Below are 24338 nucleotides of genomic sequence, written 5' to 3' on the forward strand. Positions count from 1 at the left end.
TAACGTTATAAAAAATGAAATAGGGATTACACAAAGTAATTAACAATTATTATTAATTTTATCTTTACATTTATTTATAATCATAAAACAGATGAAACACCTATTACTATTTGTAATTACAATTACATTATACAGCACTGCTAAGGCACAATCTTCTTTTCCTTCTGAGCGCATTTTTGTTATCGCTAGTTTACAAGATAATACATTTCAGCCTTTAGACTATTCGGTTTCTGATTTAGGGATCAAGTCTAAAATTAGTTGGATTCTTAAGTTAAATGCGAAAGATTTTGATTTAATAAATCCTACATTTTTAAATGAACCAGGTAAAGGATGGTATTTGCAATTTGAATTCAATTCATCTTTATATGCTGGAATATACAAAGAAAAGCTTCGGTTAAAAGACGATAAATTAATCATTACTGAATCGCGAAGTGCTCAGATGGCAATAGCTACTAATTGTAACGAAATCGTGTTTTCTGATGATGAAAATCATTGTAAATGTGTCAATAAAAAAGATGTCAATTTAGATTCTATTTTAAAATATCGTTTATTCTCTTCTGTAAATTAATTACATCTTAAAAACAGACCTTACAATGATGAAAAATATAGCATTCAATCACACCTCATATTTTAAAGCATTACTTTGCATTGCATTGTTAACACCATTAAATTTTGCATTTTCTTTTGCTTATATTTTTGCCAATGAAAGTAATGGAGTTGATCTTGTTACACATCCATCAGGATATAATGGTTCAGGAGGAACTCTAACAATTACGGTAGGTATTGATCCTATAAGTCCAAATGCAGCAGATATGGTTATCTCAACGCAAAATGTGATTTCTGTATTTAATAATATGGCTAGTACAACACCTAATATTTCATTCGGTTCTATTCCATCTCAAGTGGATTTCGAATCTGTATTATTACATGAAATGGGACACTCTTTAGGCTTGGCACATTGTAATTTAGCAACAGAATCTGGTTTATCTGGATCGAATCAAGATTATACAAAAACAACTGATGGTGCCAACGATACTTTTGATTTAAATCCTGGTCTCGACGGAGTTATTGGTTCTGCTGATGATGTTAGAGGTGATGACGAAAACCTTAATTATTTTAAAATTTCAGATAACAATCCGTTTACAATAACAAGTACAGTAGACCAAACAACTTACAGTAGAGATCTTCTTGATTTACCTTCAGGAAATTTTTCAGCAAATGGAGAAAGAGATGTTTCCGTTTTACTTGGTTTTAACAGTACTGAAGCCGTAATGCAACAAGGAAGTATTGTTGGAGAAGTACAAAGAACGCTAGCAGCAGATGACGTTGCAGGATTAAAATATGGTGAAGCTGGAGTTGATGAAATTGCAGGAACAATCGATGACTACACACTCGTTCTAAATTATGTTGGACTTACAGATGTTGCTGACATAGTAATTGCATTTGATGATACGCAAACTGGTTTTGCAGTATCGCAAAGTGGAGCAGATTTAATTAATGCAAATCATGCTGCAATTACCTCGAGTAGAATTTATTTTAACACAGGCTATAACTGGTTTTTTAATACTTCTTTAAGTGTAGAAGATATTGCTGTTAATACTTCAAAAGCTACACTTTTTCCTAATCCAACCAACGATTTTGTATCAATTAGCAATTCTAATGCAATTGAGCGCATAGCAATTTACGACATTAACGGTCGACTGATACAAACCAAACAATTGGACTCTAATAATGCTTTAGACAAAATAACGATTGATATTTCAGATTTTGAAAGTGGCATATACCTTTTTGTTATAAAATCTGATAACGGACAACAAATTGAACGTATTATAAAAAACTAGTTCTATCAAACCTCAAAATAAAAAAGCCCTTCATATAGAAGGGCTTTTTATTTAATTAGTTCTTTTAGTTATACATTAAACAAGAAATGCATCACATCTCCATCTTTAACAATGTAATTCTTACCTTCTACTCTCATTTTTCCAGCTTCTTTTACTTTAGCCTCACTTCCGAAGCTAATATAATCGTCGTAAGCAATCACTTCGGCTCTAATAAATCCTTTTTCAAAATCGGTATGAATCACGCCTGCTGCTTGTGGAGCAGTTGCTCCAACAGTAACAGTCCATGCTCTAACTTCTTTTACACCAGCAGTAAAATACGTTTGCTGATTTAATAATTTATAAGCTGATCTAATCAGTTTTGCAGAACCAGGTTCGTCTAATCCAATATCTTGAAGAAAGAGTTGACGTTCTTCGTAATCGTCTAATTCATTAATATCAGCTTCAGTACCAACAGCAAGCACCAAGACTTCAGCATGCTCATCCTTAACAGCTTCTCTAACTTGCTCTACATAAGCGTTTCCAGAAGTAGCACTTCCTTCGTCAACATTACAAACATACATCACAGGCTTGGCAGTTATTAATTGAGCAGGTTTGATAAAATCTTCTAAATCTTCATCACTAAACTCAATGGCTCTAACCGATTTTCCAGCTTCTAAACCTTCTTTTAATTGTAATAAAACCGCTTCCTCTTTTTGAGCGTCTTTATTTCCTGTTTTCGCAGCACGTTTAACTTTGTCTAACTTCTTTTCAACCGTTTCTAAATCTTTAAGCTGCAATTCCATATCAATCGTTTCCTTATCGCGAATTGGATCAATACTTCCATCGACATGCACAATATTATCATTATCAAAACAGCGTAACACATGAAGAATAGCATCTGTTTCTCTAATGTTTCCAAGGAATTGATTTCCTAAACCTTCACCTTTACTCGCTCCTTTTACAAGTCCAGCAATATCAACAATTTCAACTGTTGCAGGAATCACACGCTCAGGATTTACAATAGCTTCTAATTTTTGAAGTCTAGGATCAGGCACATTCACCACACCTATGTTTGGTTCTATTGTACAAAACGGAAAGTTTGCACTTTGCGCTTTTGCATTAGATAAACAATTAAATAAGGTTGATTTTCCAACGTTTGGTAATCCTACAATACCTGCTTTCATAATTTGAGAATTTTCGACTGCAAATATAGGTTTTCCACTCGATATTTTTTAAAAGTCAATCTTAAAAAACATCATATTCAAAATAACAAGAAAAACACCTAAAAAAACCAAACCAACAAGAACAAATAAGAAGCATCCTAAATGCTTCCAAAATCCGTTATAATCTTGCTCTTTTTGTTTCATGACGTTAAAGTAAGCATAATTATTTTAGTGATGTAACAAATTAACAATAGCTTCGTCGTAAATAAAACCATCATCAATGAAAGCATATTTCTTTACATTTTGTTCATTTCTTTCAATATTTTTAATTCAAGCGCAAGAATTTACTGCCACTATTCTTGATTCAAGCAATAATAAACCTATTCCTTTTGTAGCAGTTCAAACAGCCAAATATAAAGGTGTGATTTCTAACGAAGAAGGTGTATTTGTTATAGATTTAGAAGATGTATCTAACAATCAATTAACGATAAGCTGCCTTGGCTACAACTCTCTTACAATTTACATAAACGACATCATATCTAGTAAGAATGTTATACTACTACAACCAGCCATTAACGAGTTAGAAACTGTATATTTAAGTAATTCGAAACCTAATGTTGACTCAATAATTAGTAGAGTTAAGAGAAATCTTAAAGCTAATTACAAAAGTGATTCTTTGAGTTATACGTTTTTTCAAAGATCAACTTCATATTTTGACTTTGATGAATTAGATATTGATGTTAAAAAAGCTTCACACTTTAAAAAGCGACAATTAGCAAAAGCCAATAAGCAACTGTCTGAAATGGCAAATAACATCAAAACCAGTAATGCAGTAGTCTTTCAAGATATCTCAGGACATTTAAATGCTATACGAAAAGATTCAACCAAACTTGAAGTTTTAAAAGCAACTCAAATTATTAATTCAAAAAAAGACTTCTCTTTAGAAAAGATACAAGAACGTGCTTATAATGTGATTTTAAAATATTTAGACACCACCAAAACCTTTAAATTAAAAACAGGATTATTTAAAATTGAAGATTCTCTGTCTTTATCAGATAATGAAGAAAAAGAGCCTAAAAAAGAATTTAACACCATCAACCTCAAATCTTCTGTAACATCTGTTTTAAGTAAGTCACAACTAGGAAAAAGGAGTATGCTTCAAAAAATTCTCAATACTGATAATTATGAGTATTCACTCACCAATGTCATTACAAATGATGATGATATTTTATATTTAATTCATTTTGAACCCAAACGTTCAAAAGCTCACTTTACTGGAAATATTTATGTTTCAGAAGATTCACATGCCATTTTAAAATTAGATTATAAATATGCTAAAGGAAAACGAGGCGAAAAACTTAATCTAAGATTAGTTTTAGGAATTAAATATGTCGAAAATGTAAATCAAGGCACAATAATCTATAAGAAAAGTGAAAACGGTTTCTATGAGCCACGCTACATAAAAAGTGAGTCTGGTGAATATTTTTATTTAAATAGACCTTTAAAATTTATTGAAAATAGCGAAAACAGAAATAAAACTTCATTTAATATCAAGATTGAAGGCAGTACTGTTAACAGAGAAGAATTATTGTTTACTGAAGTAAAACATATTGATTTAGATGTATTTAAAAATCTTCAAGAGCCTAAATCAATTCCTTATGAGCTGTTACGAAAATACGATGCTAACAAATGGACTGGACAAGAAACCATTGCTCCTAGTGTAGAGCTCAAGTCGTTTGAAGCTAATGACTAATTTTTCAAAATAACTAGAAACATTTAGTTTTTAAAATGTTTGATTTGCAATAAAATAAAAAATCCCAAGCTATACACTTGGGATTTTTATATAATATTATCGATTATTGACTTAATCCTCTTCAGGATGCATAAAGCGTTGTTTACCTAAGAGTTCTTCTTCAGTTTCTACATGATCTTCATCAGGTACACAACAATCTACAGGACAAACAGCAGCACACTGAGGTTCTTCATGAAACCCTTTACATTCGGTACATTTATCAGGAACAATATAATAGATTTCATCACTAATAGGTTCTTGAGCAACTTCAGCATCTACAGCATTTCCGTTAGGCAATACTACATTTCCTTCTAAACTGGTTCCATCTTTATAACGCCAATCGTCTGCACCTTCATAAATTGCAGTATTAGGACATTCAGGCTCACAGGCACCACAATTAATACATTCGTCTGTTATTATAATAGCCATAGTAATTTTTCTTTTGGGTTTGCGTAAATTTGCAATTGCAAAAATAAAGCCAAAACATCGTTTAACCAAACTCAAAATGGATTTACAACAAAGAATTAACGCATTTGTAAAATTAGGAGATTTTTTAAGTCAGTTTACAACTATAGATGCTCAAAAAAAAGAGAACATTCCTCTCAATGAACTGTTTTATGATGGCTTTATACATCAAATTAAATTAGCTCACGAACACAACGGTTGGTTTACAAAAGAGAACATTTATTTCGCTTTAAATGGGTGGTCTAACCAATTGATTAAAAGCAACATTACAACTTGGCTATCAAAGTATAAGTTTAATAACGATGAGCCCTTAAAAACAATTGCCATTATCACTGCTGGAAACATTCCGTTAGTAGGATTTCATGATTTCTTAAGTGTTCTTATTTCTGGTCAACGTGTTTTGGTAAAACAATCCTCTAACGACAAACATTTGCTTCCATATTTAGCAAAATATTTAGAATATGTTGAACCTGAGTTTAAAGGCAGAATTCAATTTACTGAAGATAAACTAGAACGTTATGATGCTGTTATTGCTACAGGAAGTGACAATACAGCGCGTTATTTTGAATATTATTTTAAAGATAAACCTTCAATTATAAGGAAAAATAGAAATTCAGTCGCTGTTTTAACTGGCAACGAATCTGAAGAGGAATTAAAAGCCTTGTCTGAAGATATTTTTAGATATTATGGCTTAGGTTGTAGAAATGTATCAAAACTGTTTGTTCCTCACAATTACAATTTTGATAACTTTTTTAAAGCCATGTATGATTGGCATCCTATTATTAATGAAGCAAAATACGCTAATAACTACGATTACAATAAAGCTGTCTATTTAATGAGCGAATTTAACATGCTAGAAAATGGTTTTCTAATGCTAAAAGAAGACAAAAGTTTCTCCTCTCCTATAGCCACTGTGTTTTACGAACAGTACAAATCTTTAGAAGAGTTAAAGGAACTGCTGAAGCAAAATAAAGATCAAATTCAATGTGTAGTTTCTAATAATTTTATCGATGATGAAATAAGATTTGGTCAAACACAAATGCCAAATCTTTGGGATTATGCTGATGGTGTTGATACGATTTCGTTTTCGTTGACAATCTGTTAATAATTAATCTATTTAATACCACTTCTTTTATAAGAATTTGTGACCTTTGTTAGTAGAATAAATTGAATATATTTTCCGTGATTTTCGGAATTAAAAATAAACAAATGAAAAGACATAATTTTAGTGCTGGACCTTGTATTTTACCTGGTGAAGTATTGCAAAAAGCCTCTGAAGCTGTTATAAATTTTGATAATGGTTTATCACTCTTAGAAATATCTCATCGAAGCAAACCTTTTGTTGATGTAATGGAAAAAGCTAGAGCCTTAGCTTTAGAGCTACTTGGTCTTGAAGGTAAAGGTTACAAGGCTTTGTTTTTACAAGGAGGTGCAAGTACTCAGTTTTTAATGGTAGCTCTTAATTTATTAGAAAAAAGAGCAGGTTACTTAAACACAGGAACATGGAGCGACAAAGCCATTAAAGAAGCAAAAATATTTGATGATATTTATGAAGTGGCTTCATCTAAAGATGCAAATTTCAATTATATTCCAAAAGGATACGAAATTCCTACCGAATACGATTATTTTCACTGTACTTCAAATAATACCATTTTTGGAACGCAAATGAAGGCGTTTCCAAACGCTCCTATTCCAATGGTTTGTGATATGAGTAGTGATATTTTTTCGCGTCAGTTAGATTTTTCAAAATTCGATTTAATTTATGCTGGAGCTCAAAAAAATATGGGACCAGCTGGAGCTACTCTCGTGGTTGTTAAAGAAGATATTTTAGGAAAGGTATCTCGTAAAATACCTTCTATGATGGATTATAAAATTCATATTAGCAAAAGCAGCATGTTTAACACACCTCCTGTTTTTGCTGTATATACATCAATGTTAACTTTAGAATGGTTGAAGAATCTAGGAGGCATCTCAGCTATTGAAAAAGAAAATGACAAAAAAGCTCAACTTATATATTCTGAAATTGATCTTAACCCATTATTTAAAGGGTTCTCATCAAAACAAGATCGATCTACAATGAATGCAACATTTACTTTAGCTAATGAAGACCTAAAAGAAACATTTGAAACTATGGTTAAAGAAGCTGGCATAAACGGACTTAATGGTCATAGAAGCGTTGGAGGTTATAGAGCATCTATGTATAATGCACTATCACTTGAAAGTGTTGGTGTACTTGTAGATGTTATGAGTGAATTAGAACGAAAAGCATAGAAAAAAATAAATTTAATTTCAAGTTGAATGATTAATAGTTTACAGAACTTTTAACTTTTAGCTTTTAACTTTTTACTTAAATATGAAAATATTAGCAAATGATGGTGTTTCGCAAAGTGGTATTGAAGCATTAGAAAACGCAGGATTTGAAGTATTAACTACAACAGTTGCTCAAGAGCAATTAGAAAATTACATCAATGAAAACAGCATAGATGTGCTATTGGTAAGAAGCGCAACAAAGGTTAGAAAAAATATTATTGATAACTGTCCTAGCCTTAAAATCATTGGTCGTGGTGGTGTTGGCATGGACAATATTGATGTTGATTACGCACGCAGCAAAGGTTTACATGTTATTAATACACCTGCTGCGTCATCTCATTCGGTAGCCGAATTAGTGTTTGGTCATTTTTATGGTTTAGCGCGTTTTTTACATAATTCAAATCGTGATATGCCACTTGAAGGTGATGCAAATTTTAAAGGATTAAAAAAGGCGTATGCTAAAGGAACTGAATTAAAAGGAAAGACACTTGGTGTTATTGGCTTTGGAAGAATTGGGCAAGCTACAGCTAAGGTAGCTATTGGTGCAGGAATGAATATTGTAGCTTACGACCCATTTATTGAAACCTCAAATTTAGAATTAGAATTCTTTGATGGACAAAAATTAAACTTTAAAATCGATACCATTTCAAAAGAAGATGTTTTAAAACAAGCCGATTTTTTAACACTTCATGTGCCTGCTCAAAAAGATTATATTATTGATGAAAAAGAGTTTAGTCAAATGAAAGATGGTGTCATTATGGCTAATGCTGCACGTGGAGGAGTAATTAATGAAGTAGCTTTAGTAAAAGCGATCGAAAGTGGTAAAGTTGCACGAGCAGCTTTAGATGTTTTTGAAAACGAACCAAAACCTGAAATTCAGTTGTTAATGAATTCTGCATTATCACTAACACCACATACAGGAGCAGCAACCAATGAAGCACAAGATCGAATTGGTACTGAACTGGCTAATCAAATTATTAACATCTTAAAATAAGTCTAAATAATGTGACTTTTCAAATACAAATGAGTCCTAAATATATATTAGGACTTTTTTGTACCTTGAAAGTTCAATTTTTATTAACCTTTACAATATATATTATGTCAGGAATTTTAGACTTATTAAACAGTGACCTAGGAAAAACCATTATTAGTGGTGTTTCAGGCTCAACAGGAACAGATCAAAATAAAACTAGCAGTGTACTTACTATGGCTTTGCCTGTTTTAATGAAAGCTATGGAACGTAACGCTTCTACTCCAGAAGGCGCTCAAGGTTTAATGGGAGCTTTAAGCAGCAAACACGATGGTAGCATTTTAGACAATTTAGGAGGATTATTTGGTGGTGGTGTTGATGACAGTGTAAAAACTGATGGCTCTAAAATTCTTGGACACGTTTTAGGTCAGAGACAAAATGGAGTACAACAAGTTATTGGGCAAAAAGCTGGTATCGATGCTAGTTCAGTTGGTGAAATCTTAAAAGTAGCTGCGCCAATAATAATGGGTGTTTTAGGAAAACAGTCGCGTCAAAATAATGTAAGTGACCCAAACCAACTAACAGGTTTACTTGGAGGCTTATTAGGTGGTAATGAAACTAAAAACGAACAAAGCTTTTTAGAATCTATTTTAGATGCAGATGGTGACGGAAGCGTTATTGATGATGTTGCTGGAATGGTTCTTGGAGGTAACAAAAAACAAAGCGGATTAGGAGGACTTCTTGGAGGTCTTTTTGGAGGCAAAAATTAATTCAACACTACTAATTATTTAAAGCCAGACTACCATCTGGCTTTTTTTATACTTGTATATTAACACTTATTCATTCTGTCTTAAAACAAAAATACGCTAAGAATTTTGTAACTTTAACCTAAAACACGTTATGAAACCTTTTATTAAATTTATTGTCGCTGTAATTTTAGTGACAGGCTGCAACAGCTCGCAAAGCATAGCCGAAGCTAGCAATGAACCAGATGTTCCTGAAGAAGATTTATTTAGGCTTACAAGTGATGAGCTAGAATATGATATCATAATTATTGAACCAGGATTTAACGCTTGGCTAGCATCAATTGCAAGACCTGAAGGCTATTATTCGCAGCCATTTATGGAAGCTAGAAATCGTATTTTTGTCCAAGAATGGAATTCTCGCGTATTACAACCTTTAAGATACGATTCTAACATGTATCAGTTGCAAATTGACTATCTGCCCAATGTTGATTATGGATACGAGGTAAACTATAAATTATATAATTATTTTATCTATTTTCAATTGACATATAATCAAAGATTATCATCTTTTGTTCCTAGAATTTGAGGTATCTTTGCATAGCAAATTAAAGCTATGTTAGAAACATTTAAATCGCGTTGGGAAATTCAAAAAAACTGGCAATTGTTGTTTCCTGTTCTTGGCATTATAGGATTAGGTTATAGTGCTTATAAACTCACACTTATCTTTACAAAGCCGTATTCTATTTTTGTAACAATTATAGTAGCTATACTCCTGTTTTTTGTCTTATTAAAACTAACACTTTTAATTTTCAAAAAATTAGAACACAAGTGGATATTAGATTATAAATGGGAAATGATTCGGGTGTTTATTGTATTTGCAATAACAGGATCATCTTCTATGTATGTTGGACGACCAATAATGAAACTTATAGGAATTACTAAAGAAAACCTAAACCCTTTTATTTATTGGGTTTTATTTATTATTATTGGCCTAATTTTCTATCAAATTCTATTAGTCGCCTTTGGTTGGCTTTTTGGTCAGTTTAAATTTTTCTGGGCGTTTGAAAAGAAAATGCTAAAACGATTTGGTTTAGGTAAGTTGATTAAATAGTGAAAAACTTCAAGCAACATATAATATCTAAAATTACAACAAGCCTTGTTGTAATTTGTTTGGTGGCTCCTATTGGTGTTAAGTTTACTCACCTATTTAGCAATCATGAGCATGAAGTGTGTTTAGGTGAAAATCAATCGCATTTTCATGAAATTGATACGGATTGTGAGTTTTTTAAATTCAAAATTAACCACAATTCGTTTATTACTATAAGTAATTATGACTTAAAACAGGATTTTGAGCCATCAGTACTTGAAATTGAATATTATTCATATCTAAAAAGTCAACAACAAATAACCTCATACTTAAGAGGTCCTCCCTATTTAGTGTAAACATTAAGATTATATCTTTTTACATTAAATAAAATTTCAATGAAATATTATATGATTTGCTTATGCTTCCTATGTATAGGAATAGCAAAAGCTCAAAATTGTTCGTTGACCTTATTAGGAGAAATTAAAGATTTTCATGATAACTCTCCTATTTCAGCAGCAAATATTTACATACAACATCTAGACAAGTATATTGTGTCTGATTTTGATGGAAAGTTTAAAATAGAAAACCTTTGTAAAGGCGATTTAACTTTAACGATTTCTCATGTTGGTTGTGAAACTAAAACAGTAACAATCAATATGCAAAGTGATATCTTTAAGTCTATTACCTTAGAGCATCATTTAGAAGAGCTTAAAGAAGTTGTTGTAGCTACAAATTCTAAAACTGAAAAAACAAGCATACAACAGTCGGTTTCTAAAAAGGTAATTGAAAACTTTTCAGACAAATCATTAGGCGATGCGCTTAACACTATTAGTGGTGTTTCTTCACTAAACACTGGAAATACTATAGTTAAGCCTATGATACATGGTTTACATAGTAGCAGACTTTTAATTATAAACAATAATGTGCGTCAATTTGATCAAGAATGGGGAGAAGAACATGCTCCAAATATTGATATAAATTCTAGTGGACGATTAGAAGTTATTAAAGGCTCGAATACGCTTAGGTATGGTAGTGATGCCATTGGTGGATTAATTTTAATTCGACCAGAGAATTATGCTGTTAAAGACAGTTTGTTTGGTAAAAGCTCTACATCGTTTAATTCAAACGGTTTAGGTGGTAATATTAATTCTGAATTAGTTAAAACCTTTAAGAGTGGATTTTACGCCAAAGCACAAGCTAATTATAAACAATTTGGAGATTTTAAAGCTAGCGCATATCAATTGTCTAATTCTGGTGTTAAGAGCATTAATGCTTCAGTGCGATTTGGTTACAAATCATTTGAAAAAGGTTTTGATGTTTATTATAGTTATGTAAATAATACTATTGGAATTTTAAGAGCCTCTCATGTAGGAAATGTAAATAACTTAGTAAGAGCAATTAATAGCGAAGAACCAGCATATATTGGTGATTTTTCGCATACAATTGACAATCCTAAACAATCTGTATTGCATCATTTAGGTAAAGTTGAAGCTTATAAGCGATTTAAAGGTCTTGGAAAGCTAAGCCTTCAATATGATTTTCAAATTAATAGACGAAAAGAATTTGACAGAAGACGAGAACGTTTTAAAGATACTCCTGCTTCAGATTTTAGATTGTTTACAACTTCATTTCAACCAAATTTAAGAATAGATGCAATTGAAGATTTAATTCTAAATACTGGTTTCCTATTACGCTATCAACAAAATGATGCAGTTTCTGGAACCGGAATTAGTATTCCTTTAATACCAGATTACGATAAATATGAAGTTGGAATTTATGCTACTGGAAGCTATAATCTTAATTTATTCACTGAAATAAGTGCTGGTATCAGATATGATTATGCGCGAATTGAAGCTGAAAAAAAGTACAAAGTATTTGATTGGAATGACAATAACTATGACGAATTATTTCCTGAATTTAGCTCAGGTATTATAGATAATTCTGAAATACTCACATTTCCAAAATTCAATTTTCATAATATATCAGCAAGTTTAGGACTAACTAGACATTTTCAAAATGATTTTGAATTACTAATTAATTATGGACTAGCTTCAAGAATGCCAAATGCTTCAGAGTTGTTTAGTGATGGCTTACATCACAGTGCAGCAAGAATAGAAGTTGGAAAACTCACTTTAAATAAAGAAGTGGCAAATAAGCTAATCATTTCATTAGAGCGACATAATCGAAATTTTGGGTTTTCTATAAGTCCGTATTATAGATATATTAATGATTTTATTCAATTAATTCCATTTGATACTGCATCAACCATACGAGGTGCTTTTGTTGAATGGCAATACAACCAAGTTGATGCCCAAATATTTGGTGTAGACATCGATGTTAATAAAAAACTGGTTAATAACTTAAATTATTTTGGAAGTATAAGTCTTTTACGTGGAGATAACTTAACCGAAGATATTCCACTCATTCATATGCCTTCAACAAATTTCTCAAATAGTATTGTATATACCAATGAGAAACTTAACCAATTGTCTATTGGAATAACACAAAAAACTGTATTACAACAAAAACAATATCCTAATTATAACTTTTTGACGTTTGATCCAATTATACAAGAAGATGTCTATGTAGATATAAGCTCAACACCTCCTACTTACACTCTTTTCAATTTTAATAGCTCTGCTCAATTTAATGCATTTAAAACGGCAACTTTAAAAGTAGAGTTTAACATCGAAAATCTGTTTAACGTATCTTATAGAGATAACCTAAACAGATTGAGATACTTTGCAGATGAAACAGGTAGGAACTTTAATATTAAACTCAAACTCAATTATTAAAAATTTAAACAATGTTAAATTATAAAACAAAAACTATGAAAACTATAAAAACAATCAAATTATTAGCCTTATTATTTATGTCTAGCTTAGCAATAGTAAGTTGCTCTAACGACGATGATGGCGATCATCATGATGACGATCATGACCATGAAAATGAGTTAATCACAACTGTAGTTTATACACTTACTAATACATCAGATAGTTCTGTGGTAACTTTAACGTTTAGAGATTTAGATGGTCCTGGAGGACAAGATCCTGAACCAATAGTTGTATCTGGACCTTTAGCGGCAAATGCAACTTATACAGGTGAATTAAAATTATGGAATGAAACAGAAAGTCCTGCAGAAGATATTAGTGAAGAAATTGCAGAAATGGAAGCTGATGAGCATGAAGTTTTTTATGTAAATACAGCTGGTGTAACTATTGCTAAAACTGATGTAGATGCCAATAACAATCCTTTAGGCTTTGATACAAATGTAACTACTGGAGCTACAGGTTCTGGTTCTTTAACTGTTATTTTAATACACGAACCAACAAAACCAAATGATGGCACTCCAAATGGTGCTGGTGGAAGTACAGATATAGAAGTTTCTTATCCAATAGAAGTTCAATAAAAACACTCCTTTTTGTAATACAGATAAAAATAGACAGGTAGTTTCCTGTCTATTTTTTTATACTCTATTTTACTTCAATGATGTTGTTTTCTGTTTCAGATTTAAACACATAGGTATACAACCACATGAGTGTAAATGTTGGTACAACATCTAAGCCAGGCATTGCCTCTTCTATAAAAGAGATAACAGCAGCAATTTTACCCGTTTTTCCTTTATATAACTTGGTCATTAACCAAGCCGAAGCTGGAGCCCAAACAATATCTCCAAACTCGCCTATTCCTGGTATTAAAAAAGTGACAAAGCCAAGCGCATCAAAAAGAATACTTAATGCTAATTTTTTGTATTTATTCATTAATTAAATTTTAATTAACTGTAAACAAGAAACATACCAAAACATTACCTACGACAAATTTTCACTAATCAGTTTTAAAAACTCAGTTCTGGTTTCCATATTTTTAAAAGCACCTCTAAATCCAGAAGTCGTTGTGGTAGAATTTTGTTTTTGAACACCACGCATCATCATACACATATGAGACGCTTCAATAACAACAGCTACACCTTCTGGTTTTAGTGTATCATTAATACAATCTAAAATTTGTTCAGTTAAGCGTTCTTGTACTTGTAGTCGCCTTGAAAACACATCTACAATTCTTGGAATTTTACTTAATCCAACAATATGACCATTTGGTATATAGGCTATATGTGCTTTTCCAAAAAAGGGCAAAATATGATGTTCGCAAAGCGAATACAATTCGATGTCTTTAACAATTACCATCTCATTATACGATTCTTTAAACATGGCACTTTTCAAGATTTCTGCAGCATCTTGATGATAACCTTGAGTTAAAAATTGCATTGCTTTTGAAGCACGTTCAGGAGTTTTCAACAAACCTTCACGAGAAGCATCTTCACCTAAATCTTTTATGATGTCTTCATAGCGTTGTTTAACATCGTCTGTTACTTTTATATTATATTCTTCAAATTTATGGTAAGGCATGGTCAATATTTTTATTAAATGTAATGAAAAATTGAATATGAAATTTTAAGATTCTCATACCAAAATAGTAACAACAAGATTTTTTTAACGTTTGTTTATGAAAATTCAGTAATGCGCTTAGGTAGATTTGTATTGCTAAGTGTAACAATCTTATTTTCTTAATATCATTACTACATTAACTACTAATCATCAATCAAACCTTAAATGAATTTCTACTTAGTATTCATTATTTTTCTATTGTCATGCTTTTCTGTTTTTTCGCAAGATTCAGATAGTATTTCTGAGGTTTTAGACAAAAAACAATTACAAATTGAACGCACTACTATTGCTCCAAAAATTGATGGAGTATTAAATGATGTTGTTTGGCAAAATGCCGATATAGCTACTAATTTCACTCAATTTAGACCAGATATAGGAGTAACAACAACTAATGACAAAAGGACTATTGTTAGAATGGCTTATGACGATTCTGGTATTTATGTTGCTGCTTACATGTACGATGACCCTAAACTAATTTCAAAACAATTTACTAGTCGAGACAATTTTGGTCAAGCAGATTTTTTCCTAGTTGTGCTAAATCCAAACAATGATGCTCAAAATGACACTGAGTTTTTTGTGTTTGCTTCTGGCACACAAGCCGATGCTATTGCCAATCCGAGTATAGGAGAAGATTTTGGATGGAATGCTGTTTGGGATAGCGCAATTAAAATAAATGACGATGGTTGGGTTGTAGAAATGAAAATCCCATATCGCGCTTTACGATTTTCTCCAGATGTAAAAACTTGGGGATTGCAGTTTCATAGACGATTTCAACGTGAACGTTCTCAATTCACGTGGAACCCTCTAGATCCAACCAAAGGCAATATGGGTTTATATCATGGAGAGTTAAATGGAATTAAAGACATTGAACCTCCTCTAAGATTAAACCTTTACCCTTTTGCCTCAACTGTTTTTGATAATATGGAAAAACCTGATTTTAATCTAGGAATGGATGTAAAATATGGAATTACCGAAAACATGACTTTAGACGCGACTTTGATTCCTGATTTTAGTCAAGCTGGCTTTGATAATTTAAGTTTAAATCTTGGACCTTTTGAACAAACCTTTAATGACCAACGACAGTTTTTTACCGAAGGTGTAGATTTATTCAATAAAGGAAACTTGTTTTTCTCAAGACGTGTAGGAAATGCACCTTCTAGAAGTGTAGATTTAACTGATGATGAAGAATTAATAGATGATCCTGAAGAAGTCAAAGTGCTTAATGCTTTAAAGATTTCTGGACGAACTAAAGGCGGATTAGGTATTGGTTTTTTTAATGCTATTACCGAAAAAACAGATGCTAAAATTCTAAATACCAACACTCGAGAAACTAGATCAGAAACCGTAGAACCGTTTACCAATTATAATATATTAGTCTTAGACCAACAATTTAATGGCAACTCATCTGTAGCTTTAGTAAATACAAATGTGTTAAGAGAAGGACATTTTAGAGATGCAAATGCTACTGCATTGGTAGCTAATATTTTTAACAAGCGTAATACTTATAATATTAAAGCTGAAGCAAAAATGAGTAACAGAAACTTAGACACAGGCATTGAAACTGGTTTAAGTTCTTTCTTTCTCATACGAAAATCACATGGCCAATTAAGATATAGCTTTGATCATAGTTTTGCTAATGAAAATTACGACATCAATGATTTAGGGCTAAATTTTAGAAACAATTTTAACAACATTGGAGTTGATGCTTCCTATCAAATTTTTGAGCCTACCGAAAAATTAAATAATTTCAGTATTAATACTTGGTATAACTATAATCGTCTATATAAACCAAGTACATTTACAGGACAAAATGCTGGTGTTAGTGTTTATGGTAAAACTAAAAAAGAGCTTTGTGATTTTGGTGGAAACATTAATTATGAAATGGGAAAACAATACGATTTTTTTGAACCTCGTGATTTTGAAAATAAGCGCTATTTTATTTATGAAGACCGCATGAATGGAAACGTATGGATTTCTACAAACTATAATAAAACCTTAGCATTAGACACTAATATTGGTGGTGTTTTAATGTTTGAAAAAGGTCGCAACAATTCTCAATTATGGTTTGGGTTTAGCCCTAGAATACAATTTAACGATAAGTTTTTAGTATCATATAATTTTAATTACGAAAAGAGATTTGGAGATAGAGGTTATGCAAATGACTCAAATACGATTGATGATGAAATTATATTTGGCGAGCGCGATCAAAAAATTATAACAAATAGCATATCTGCTGGATATAATTTTAACCCTTTCAATTCATTAAACTTAACATTTAGAAATTATTGGACCACAGTAAAGTATGATGAAAATCCATATTTCTTACAAGACAATGGTCGTTTAACAAAATCAGACAACACCTTTGAGCAACTAGGTTTAGATTCTTCAGATGTAAATTTTTCTACTTGGAATGTAGATTTAAGCTACTCATGGCAGTTTGCTCCTGGAAGCTTCTTAACAGCACTGTACAGAAATCAATTAGTCAATTCTAATGCTTTAGCGAACGAAAATTATTTTGATAGTGTAGAGACTTTACTAGATCAAGATATGCAACATATTCTTTCTATTAGATTACAATATTTTATAGATTATGATGGCATTCGTAATATCTTCAAGAAGAAAAACAACAATTTAGACAAATTAAGTACGTTATCACAAAACTTAAATACAGAGTCTTATTTTCTTTAATTGCAATTATTCATTTTAAAGTAGTATTTTCGAACTACATTTTAGATTAAATGATTACAGCTAAAAACATTCATAAACACTATAGCGACTTACACGTTTTAAAAGGTGTTAACCTTGACATTAAAGAAGGCGAAATTGTTTCTATCGTAGGTGCTTCAGGCGCTGGAAAAACAACACTTTTACAAATTTTAGGAACTCTCGATAAGATTGATTCTAGTTCAGATTGTACTTTAAAAATAAACAATACCAACATTGCTAAACTTAACGATAAAGCTTTAGCAGAATTTAGAAACACTCATATTGGTTTTATTTTTCAGTTTCACCAATTACTACCCGAATTTACTGCCTTAGAAAATGTTTGTATTCCTGCATTTATACAAGGCAAAACCCAAACTGAAGCTGAACAAAAAGCAAAGGAGTTTTTAGATTTTTTAGGACTTAAATCACGTTATCATCATAAACCAAATGAGCTTTCTGGTGGTGAACAACAACGCGTTGCTGTGGCTAGAGCACTTGTTAATAATCCGAAACTAATTTTTGCAGACGAACCTTCTGGTAACTTAGATAGCGAATCTGCTGAAAATCTTCACAAGTTATTTTTTAAACTTCGTGATGAGTTCGGACAAACTTTCGTTATAGTGACTCATAATCAAGAATTAGCAGATATGGCTGACCGAAAACTGACGATGATTGACGGACAAATACAGCTCTAACCTAAGTTATAAACAATCAATTCTTAAAAACTTCATTAAACTTCTGTTTATTGGCTTGTCTTTCGGTTTAAATTTGATTAAACCTTAAACCATCTTAACTATGCTAAAACATATTCTACTATTAGTCGCATGCTTAACAACAGTTGTTTGTGTTTCTCAAAATGATTTTGAAAGTGAGTTTGATTCAATTCAAACGCTAGATGAAGCTAAAATATATGTTCAAAAAAACAAATCATTAAAAGGAAGAGTCATAACTTTTAATAAAGAAAAGCACAATACTAAAATTGCTGGAGAACTTTTTAGACTAGCAAAAGGTTCTAAAAAAGTTTATCGAACTGGAATGGAAAAAACACATTACAAAGTGATTGATAAAAACGAAATTCCGTATCAAAAATTAAGCTATATTTTTTTAGATGGAAAACAGAAATCAATGGAAGAAATAAATGTGCTTCGCCAAAACATTATTGCTAAGTACAAAAGTGGTTTTCGTTTTGAAGATTTAGCCAAGCACTACTCTATGGATGATAATGCGAATCGTGGTGGTGACTTAGGCTGGGTAACCGAAGGTGATTTACATCCAGATTTTGAAGAAAAAGTACTTAACAACTCATATCATGTAAACGATATTTACACAGTAGACATCCCAAACCAGCAATGGTATTACGTGATTTTAAAAACTGAAGACACTAAGTATATTGAAGAAATAAAAGTTTTAAAAGTTACAGAGCCTGTTAAATAATGCAGTTATTTTATAATTCAGAATTATCTCAAGATAAGTCTCAAATTCAGTTTTCAAAAGAAGAAAGCAAACATATTGTTAGAGTTTTAAGAAAATCTGAAGGCGATACACTATACATTACCAACGGAAAAGGTGTTTTGTTTACTTCTGAAATAATTTCAGCAGATCAAAAGCATTGTATTGCTAAAGTTGTTACTTCTGAAATAAAACCAAAACGAAACTACACATTGCATTTAGTTGTTGCTCCAACAAAAATGAATGATCGCTATGAATGGTTTTTAGAAAAAGCTACTGAAATAGGTGTAGATAGCATCACTCCTATTTTTTGTGATAATAGCGAACGTCGTGTTATAAAGGCTGAGCGTTATGAAAAGATCATTTTATCTGCCATGAAGCAATCTTTGAGTTGTTATTTACCAAAATTAAATGATGCTATTAATTATAAAGACTTTATTGCACAAAAGCACCAAGGAACTTTATGCATAGCGCATTGTGAGGATTCAAACAGAACATCTTTAAAGCAAGTAGCAACATCAAATCAAGAGATTACAATTTTAATTGGACCTGAAGGTGATTTTAGCACTAAAGAAATTGAGCTAGCTTTGCAAGCTAATTTCACACCTGTATCTTTAGGAAATACGAGATTAAGAACAGAAACTGCAGCAATTGTCGCTTGTCATTCAGTTGCATTTATAAATGAATCATAAGTTTATATAAACCCATTTAAATTACACAAAACCAATCTTTTAAAAATAAAAAAAATCCGATAAATACTTATCGGATTTTTCATAATATAAATTGAATCGTTTACTCTCCCATTGCAGCAATAACTGCAGCAGATAAACGCTTGTAAGTTCCATTTTGTAAACGCTCTCTAATAGCATCAAAGGCATCTAAAGTTTCATTTACATCTTCTAAGGTATGTGTTGCTGTAGGAATCATTCTTAAAAGAATTAAACCTTTAGGAATAACTGGATATACAACAATAGAACAGAATATTCCGTAATTTTCACGTAAATCACGAACCAAAGCCATCGCTTCAGGAATACTTCCTTTAAGATATACAGGTGTCACACAACTTTGAGTTGTTCCGATGTCAAATCCGCGTTCTTTTAATCCAGATTGTAATGCATTAACAATGGTCCAAAGATTTTCTTTTAACTCAGGCATTGTTTTTAGCATCTGCAAACGCTTACGAGCTCCAACAACAAGTTGCATCTGTAAAGACTTTGCAAACATTTGCGAACGCAAGTTGTATTTTAAATAATCTATTATTTCTTGATCTGCAGCAATAAAAGCTCCAGTACTAGCCATAGACTTAGCAAAAGTTGCAAAATACACATCAATATCATCTTGAACACCTTGTTCCTCACCTGCTCCAGCTCCTGTTTTACCTAAAGTACCAAAACCATGAGCATCATCAACAAATAATCTGAAATTAAATTTCTTTTTAAGCGCAACAATTTCTTTTAAACGACCTTGTTCTCCACGCATTCCAAACACACCTTCAGAGATTACTAAAATTCCTCCTCCAGTTTGTTCCGCCATTTTTGTAGCTCTTTCAAGGTTTTTCTCTAAGCTATCTACATCATTATGTTTGTACGTGAAACGTTTTCCCATGTGCAAACGCACACCATCTATAATACATGCATGCGCATCTACATCATAAACAATGATATCATCTTTAGACACTAAAGCATCAACTGTAGACACCATGCCTTGATACCCAAAATTTAATAAGTAAGCAGCTTCTTTGCTTACAAACTCGGCAAGTTCTTTTTGTAATTGTTCGTGAAGATCTGTATGACCAGACATCATTCGTGCTCCCATTGGATAAGCTGAGCCATATTCTGCAGCAGCTTCCGCATCTACCTTTCTAACCTCAGGATGATTAGCAAGACCAAGATAATCGTTAATACTCCAAGTAATTACGTCTTTACCTTGAAACTTCATTCTATTAGATATTTGACCTTCTAGTTTAGGAAATACAAAGTATCCTTCGGCTTGTGAAGCCCATTTTCCTAAAGGTCCTTTATCTTTATAAATCTTTTCAAATAAATCCTTCATTTAAAGCTATTAATTTAGTCTAATTAGTTGGCGCAAAATTAGTCAATTATATTATGATGGCATAATATTTTAAGGGCAATGTTTACTTAGCTTTTAACACAAAAAAACCTATCACATATAAATGTAATAGGTTTGTATGATAATGTGTCTTGTTTATTTTACATACTGAATACTTTCAGACACAGTAGTTTTACTATCAAAAAAGCCTTGTTCTTCCATCCATGTATCACTATATACTTTACTCATATATCGAGAGCCATGATCTGGAAATACCACTACAACTTTATCTCCTTTTTTAAACTCACCTTCTTCATTTAGTTGTTTTAAAGCTTGCATTGCTGCTCCACTTGTATATCCAACAAATAAGCCTTCAGTTCTAGATATTTCACGAGCTGTATGCGCACTTTCTTCATCTGTAACTTTAACAAACTTATCTATTAAATCGAAATCTGTAGCAGTTGGTATTAAGTTTTTTCCTAAACCTTCTATTCGGTAAGGATAAATTTCTTTATCATCAAACTCACGAGTTTCGTGATACTTTTTTAAAACGGAACCATAAGCATCAACTCCAATAACTTTAACATTTGGATTTTGTTCTTTCAGATATTTAGAAATACCAGAAATTGTTCCTCCTGTTCCACTACAAGCTACCAAGTGTGTGATTTGTCCTTCAGTTTGATTCCAAATTTCTGGACCAGTAGTATGGTAATGTGCATCAATATTTAACTGATTAAAGTACTGATTGATATAAATAGATCCTTTAATTTCGTTGTGCAAACGTTTTGCCACTTGGTAATATGAACGAGGATCATCTGCACTTACATTAGCAGGACACACATATACTTGTGCTCCCATAGATTTTAACATATCAATCTTATCTCCAGAAGATTTTGAACTTACAGCTAAAATGCACTCATAACCTTTAATAATACTTACCATTGCAATACTAAATCCTGTATTACCAGAAGTTGTTTCAATAATCGTATCACCTGGAGTTAAAATACCTTGTCTTTCGGCTTCTTCAATAATGTGAAGTGCAATTCTATCTTTTGAAGAATGACCTGGATTAAACGCTTCAACTTTAGCGAAGAAGTCGCCATCGAAGTCTTTAGCTATCTGATTTAATTTGATAAGTGGTGTTTTACCAATTAACTGCAACACATTATCAAATACTTGTTTGTCTTGTTTCATAAACGCTATTTATCAGCTCCAGATGTTAAATTAACAATGGAACATAAAACCTTGCAAAATTACTATTTTTTTTGAAACTAGCTAGTAATTCCTTCTAAGTCTAACAAAAAGGCGAATTCTTGAGCATCTTCTTTTAAAGCTTCAAATCGTCCAGAAGCTCCACCATGACCAGCTTCCATGTTAGTTAACAAGAATAGTTTGTTAGTATCTTGTTTATAAGTTCTGAGCTTTGCAACCCATTTCGCTGGTTCCCAATATTGCACTTGCGAATCATGTAATCCTGTGGTTACAAGCAAGTTTGGATAACTTTGCTTTGCAATATTATCGTATGGCGAATAACTTTTTATGTAGTTATAGTAGATTTCTTTATTCGGATTTCCCCATTCATCATACTCACCAGTTGTTAACGGAATTGTATCGTCTAACATGGTTGTTACCACGTCTACAAAAGGGACTTGAGCGATTACACCATGATATAATTGAGGTGCTTCATTAATAACAACACCCATTAACAAACCTCCTGCACTTCCTCCCATGGCATATAAATGTTTTTCTGAAGTATATCCATGTGCAATCAAATATTTAGAGCAATCTATAAAATCTGAAAAGGTATTTTTCTTGTTTAGTAATTTTCCGTTTTCATACCATTGTCGTCCTAAATATTCGCCTCCTCTAACATGTGCAATTACGTAAACGAATCCTCTATCTAGCAAACTCAATCTAATAGTTGAAAAATAAGGATCTATGGTAGAACCATAACTTCCGTAGGCATATTGCAATAAAGGCGTATTTTCATCTAACTTGGTATCTTTTCGTCTTACTACAGACATCGGAATTTTTGTACCATCTGTGGCTGTTGCCCAAATACGTTCTGAAGTATAGTTGTTTTTATTAAAATTAGGATCTAAAACTTCCTGTTCTTTCATTACAACTTTAGCCTTAGTTTTCATATTAAAATCGATAACAGAAGCAGGATTTGTTAACGAATTATAGGAATACCTCAACATTTCGGTATCGAAATCTACGTTTGTTCCAACATTAGCTGTATAAGTTTCATCATCAAATGGCAAGTAATAATCTTCGGTCGTATCCCAACGCTTAATTCTTATCTGATTTAAACCATTAGAGCGTTCGCTAATTACAAGATAATCTCTAAAAATATCAATGTCTTCAATAAGAACATCGTCTCTATGTAAAATAACATCTTCCCAGTTTTCAAGCTTGGTAAGTGTTTCATGAGTTTTCATGAGTTTAAAGTTGGTCGCTTCATCTTTATTGGTAACCACGTAAAAATGGTTTTCAAAATGCGAAATACTATATTCTAATCCTCGTATGCGTTTTTGAAAGACTTTAAATTCTTCATCTGGAGTATTGGCATTTAGAATATGATACTCGTTTGTCATTGTACTGTAGCACGCAATAATAAGGTACTTTCTAGATTTTGATTTATAAACAGCAACACCAAAGGTGTCGTCATCTTCAGTAAACACCAATACATCATTAGCTTCAGAATCACCAATTTTATGTTTAAATATCTGATTGGCTCTTAAGGTTAGTTCGTCTTTTTTAGTATAAAAAATGGTACAATTATCATTTGCCCAAGTTGAAGATCCTGTGGTGTTTTCTATAACATCTGAAAACACTTCATTTGTTATTAAACTTTTAATTTGAAGCTTGTATTGACGTCTTCCTGTAGTATCTAATCCAAAAGAAATCATCGTATTATCTGGACTCACACTTAATCCTACCAATTTGAAATAGCCATGACCTTTAGCCATCTCATTACAATCGAAAATTAATTCTTCTTCAGCATCTAAACTTTCTTTCCTTCGAGTATAAATTGGGTAATCTTTACCTTTTTCGTAACGAACAATATACCAATAGCCATTGTATTTATATGGAACAGAGGAATCATCTTCCTTTATTCTAGCTTTCATTTCTTCAAAAAGCTGCGTTTCAAAATCTTTGGTATGCGCTGTTTCTTGCTGATAATACTCATTTTCAGCATTTAAATAATCTAAAACATTTTGATCTTCTCGTTGATTTAACCAGAAATAGTTATCAATTCTAGTATCGTTATGAATTTTTAATTCTTTAGGAATTTTTCTAGCAACAGGAACTTGAATAGTCGTCTTCATTTTT

General features: G+C 31.9%; 24 protein-coding genes. 16 read left to right on the forward strand and 8 right to left on the reverse strand.

Translation table 11 applies throughout. The features are described from left to right. Nucleotides 1–91: 91 nt before the first annotated feature. Both ACP15M_RS01980 and ACP15M_RS01985 read left to right on the forward strand, forming a co-directional pair. Nucleotides 92–568, forward strand: coding sequence for a hypothetical protein (locus tag ACP15M_RS01980; protein ID WP_425075491.1), 477 nt, complete (start codon nucleotides 92–94; stop codon nucleotides 566–568). A gap of 25 nt (nucleotides 569–593) precedes the next feature. Continuing rightward, a complete protein-coding gene (locus ACP15M_RS01985) occupies nucleotides 594–1841 on the forward strand; it encodes a zinc-dependent metalloprotease (protein WP_425075492.1) in 1248 nt (415 codons plus the stop codon). Between the two features lie 68 nt (nucleotides 1842–1909). On the opposite strand, the gene ychF is transcribed toward ACP15M_RS01985, so the two are convergent. Together ychF and ACP15M_RS01995 are read right to left on the reverse strand one after the other, a co-directional pair. Further along, nucleotides 1910–3004 carry a redox-regulated ATPase YchF gene (gene ychF / locus ACP15M_RS01990; protein ID WP_425075493.1) on the reverse strand — a complete coding sequence of 365 codons (1095 nt, stop codon included), beginning with the start codon at nucleotides 3002–3004 and terminating at the stop codon, nucleotides 1910–1912. A 48-nt stretch (nucleotides 3005–3052) separates the two neighbouring features. Then, nucleotides 3053–3187, reverse strand: a complete 135-nt coding sequence (locus ACP15M_RS01995) for a hypothetical protein (protein WP_425075494.1) — start codon at nucleotides 3185–3187, stop codon at nucleotides 3053–3055. 76 nt (nucleotides 3188–3263) lie between these two features. Between ACP15M_RS01995 and ACP15M_RS02000 the strand changes: the two genes are divergently transcribed. Continuing rightward, entirely contained in the window at nucleotides 3264–4736 is a 1473-nt protein-coding gene (locus ACP15M_RS02000) for a carboxypeptidase-like regulatory domain-containing protein (protein ID WP_425075495.1), read from the forward strand. A gap of 111 nt (nucleotides 4737–4847) precedes the next feature. On the opposite strand, the gene ACP15M_RS02005 is transcribed toward ACP15M_RS02000, so the two are convergent. Further along, the gene (locus ACP15M_RS02005; RefSeq protein WP_425075496.1) at nucleotides 4848–5204 is read right to left on the reverse strand and encodes a 4Fe-4S dicluster domain-containing protein; all 357 of its coding nucleotides are present in this window, start codon (nucleotides 5202–5204) and stop codon (nucleotides 4848–4850) included. A 76-nt stretch (nucleotides 5205–5280) separates the two neighbouring features. On the opposite strand from ACP15M_RS02005, the gene ACP15M_RS02010 reads away from it, so the two are divergent. The 9 genes from ACP15M_RS02010 (at nucleotide 5281) to ACP15M_RS02050 (ending at nucleotide 13762) form a co-directional block, all read left to right on the forward strand. Next, nucleotides 5281–6345: an acyl-CoA reductase gene (locus ACP15M_RS02010; protein WP_425075497.1), complete on the forward strand. Its 1065-nt coding sequence runs from the start codon at nucleotides 5281–5283 to the stop codon at nucleotides 6343–6345. A gap of 104 nt (nucleotides 6346–6449) precedes the next feature. Continuing rightward, a complete protein-coding gene (gene serC, locus ACP15M_RS02015) occupies nucleotides 6450–7511 on the forward strand; it encodes a 3-phosphoserine/phosphohydroxythreonine transaminase (RefSeq protein ID WP_425075498.1) in 1062 nt (353 codons plus the stop codon). Nucleotides 7512–7593: 82 nt separating this feature from the next. Further along, a complete protein-coding gene (locus ACP15M_RS02020; protein WP_425075499.1) occupies nucleotides 7594–8544 on the forward strand; it encodes a D-2-hydroxyacid dehydrogenase in 951 nt (316 codons plus the stop codon). A gap of 104 nt (nucleotides 8545–8648) precedes the next feature. Then, nucleotides 8649–9290 (forward strand): DUF937 domain-containing protein, encoded by a 642-nt coding sequence (locus ACP15M_RS02025; RefSeq protein ID WP_425075500.1) that lies wholly within the window; start codon nucleotides 8649–8651, stop codon nucleotides 9288–9290. A 130-nt stretch (nucleotides 9291–9420) separates the two neighbouring features. Beyond that, on the forward strand, nucleotides 9421–9852 hold the full coding sequence (locus ACP15M_RS02030) for a DUF6146 family protein (protein ID WP_425075501.1): 432 nt from the start codon (nucleotides 9421–9423) through the stop codon (nucleotides 9850–9852). Between the two features lie 27 nt (nucleotides 9853–9879). Beyond that, on the forward strand, nucleotides 9880–10377 hold the full coding sequence (locus ACP15M_RS02035) for a DUF6787 family protein (protein WP_425075502.1): 498 nt from the start codon (nucleotides 9880–9882) through the stop codon (nucleotides 10375–10377). Then, complete coding sequence (locus ACP15M_RS02040) at nucleotides 10377–10709, forward strand: hypothetical protein (RefSeq protein WP_425075503.1); 333 nt, start codon at nucleotides 10377–10379, stop codon at nucleotides 10707–10709. Before ACP15M_RS02035 ends, ACP15M_RS02040 begins: the two co-directional genes overlap by 1 nt. A 39-nt stretch (nucleotides 10710–10748) precedes the next feature. Beyond that, nucleotides 10749–13148 (forward strand): TonB-dependent receptor, encoded by a 2400-nt coding sequence (locus tag ACP15M_RS02045; RefSeq protein WP_425075504.1) that lies wholly within the window; start codon nucleotides 10749–10751, stop codon nucleotides 13146–13148. 35 nt (nucleotides 13149–13183) lie between these two features. Beyond that, complete coding sequence (locus ACP15M_RS02050; RefSeq protein ID WP_425075505.1) at nucleotides 13184–13762, forward strand: type 1 periplasmic binding fold superfamily protein; 579 nt, start codon at nucleotides 13184–13186, stop codon at nucleotides 13760–13762. 64 nt (nucleotides 13763–13826) lie between these two features. Here ACP15M_RS02050 and ACP15M_RS02055 read toward each other — a convergent pair whose 3' ends face one another. Then, on the reverse strand, nucleotides 13827–14114 hold the full coding sequence (locus ACP15M_RS02055; RefSeq protein ID WP_425075506.1) for a hypothetical protein: 288 nt from the start codon (nucleotides 14112–14114) through the stop codon (nucleotides 13827–13829). Between the two features lie 48 nt (nucleotides 14115–14162). Then, nucleotides 14163–14759, reverse strand: a complete 597-nt coding sequence (gene folE, locus ACP15M_RS02060) for a GTP cyclohydrolase I FolE (protein ID WP_425075507.1) — start codon at nucleotides 14757–14759, stop codon at nucleotides 14163–14165. 204 nt (nucleotides 14760–14963) lie between these two features. Between folE and ACP15M_RS02065 the strand changes: the two genes are divergently transcribed. The 4 genes from ACP15M_RS02065 (at nucleotide 14964) to ACP15M_RS02080 (ending at nucleotide 19645) form a co-directional block, all read left to right on the forward strand. Continuing rightward, the gene (locus ACP15M_RS02065; RefSeq protein WP_425075508.1) at nucleotides 14964–17486 is read left to right on the forward strand and encodes a DUF5916 domain-containing protein; all 2523 of its coding nucleotides are present in this window, start codon (nucleotides 14964–14966) and stop codon (nucleotides 17484–17486) included. A gap of 50 nt (nucleotides 17487–17536) precedes the next feature. Beyond that, nucleotides 17537–18199, forward strand: coding sequence for an ABC transporter ATP-binding protein (locus ACP15M_RS02070; protein ID WP_425075509.1), 663 nt, complete (start codon nucleotides 17537–17539; stop codon nucleotides 18197–18199). Nucleotides 18200–18299: 100 nt separating this feature from the next. Next, on the forward strand, nucleotides 18300–18938 hold the full coding sequence (locus ACP15M_RS02075; protein WP_425075510.1) for a peptidylprolyl isomerase: 639 nt from the start codon (nucleotides 18300–18302) through the stop codon (nucleotides 18936–18938). Continuing rightward, nucleotides 18938–19645, forward strand: coding sequence for a 16S rRNA (uracil(1498)-N(3))-methyltransferase (locus ACP15M_RS02080; RefSeq protein ID WP_425075511.1), 708 nt, complete (start codon nucleotides 18938–18940; stop codon nucleotides 19643–19645). Before ACP15M_RS02075 ends, ACP15M_RS02080 begins: the two co-directional genes overlap by 1 nt. Nucleotides 19646–19745: 100 nt before the next feature. Here ACP15M_RS02080 and ACP15M_RS02085 read toward each other — a convergent pair whose 3' ends face one another. The 3 genes from ACP15M_RS02085 to ACP15M_RS02095 form a co-directional block, all read right to left on the reverse strand. Next, a complete protein-coding gene (locus ACP15M_RS02085) occupies nucleotides 19746–21005 on the reverse strand; it encodes an aminotransferase class I/II-fold pyridoxal phosphate-dependent enzyme (protein ID WP_425075512.1) in 1260 nt (419 codons plus the stop codon). 153 nt (nucleotides 21006–21158) lie between these two features. Further along, nucleotides 21159–22196, reverse strand: coding sequence for a PLP-dependent cysteine synthase family protein (locus ACP15M_RS02090; protein WP_425075513.1), 1038 nt, complete (start codon nucleotides 22194–22196; stop codon nucleotides 21159–21161). Nucleotides 22197–22273: 77 nt separating this feature from the next. Continuing rightward, nucleotides 22274–24334 carry a S9 family peptidase gene (locus ACP15M_RS02095; protein WP_425075514.1) on the reverse strand — a complete coding sequence of 687 codons (2061 nt, stop codon included), beginning with the start codon at nucleotides 24332–24334 and terminating at the stop codon, nucleotides 22274–22276. Nucleotides 24335–24338 lie beyond the last annotated feature (4 nt).

Origin of the sequence: Psychroserpens sp. S379A, assembly GCF_049800755.1 — a bacterium.
Classification (GTDB): Bacteria; Bacteroidota; Bacteroidia; order Flavobacteriales; family Flavobacteriaceae; genus Psychroserpens.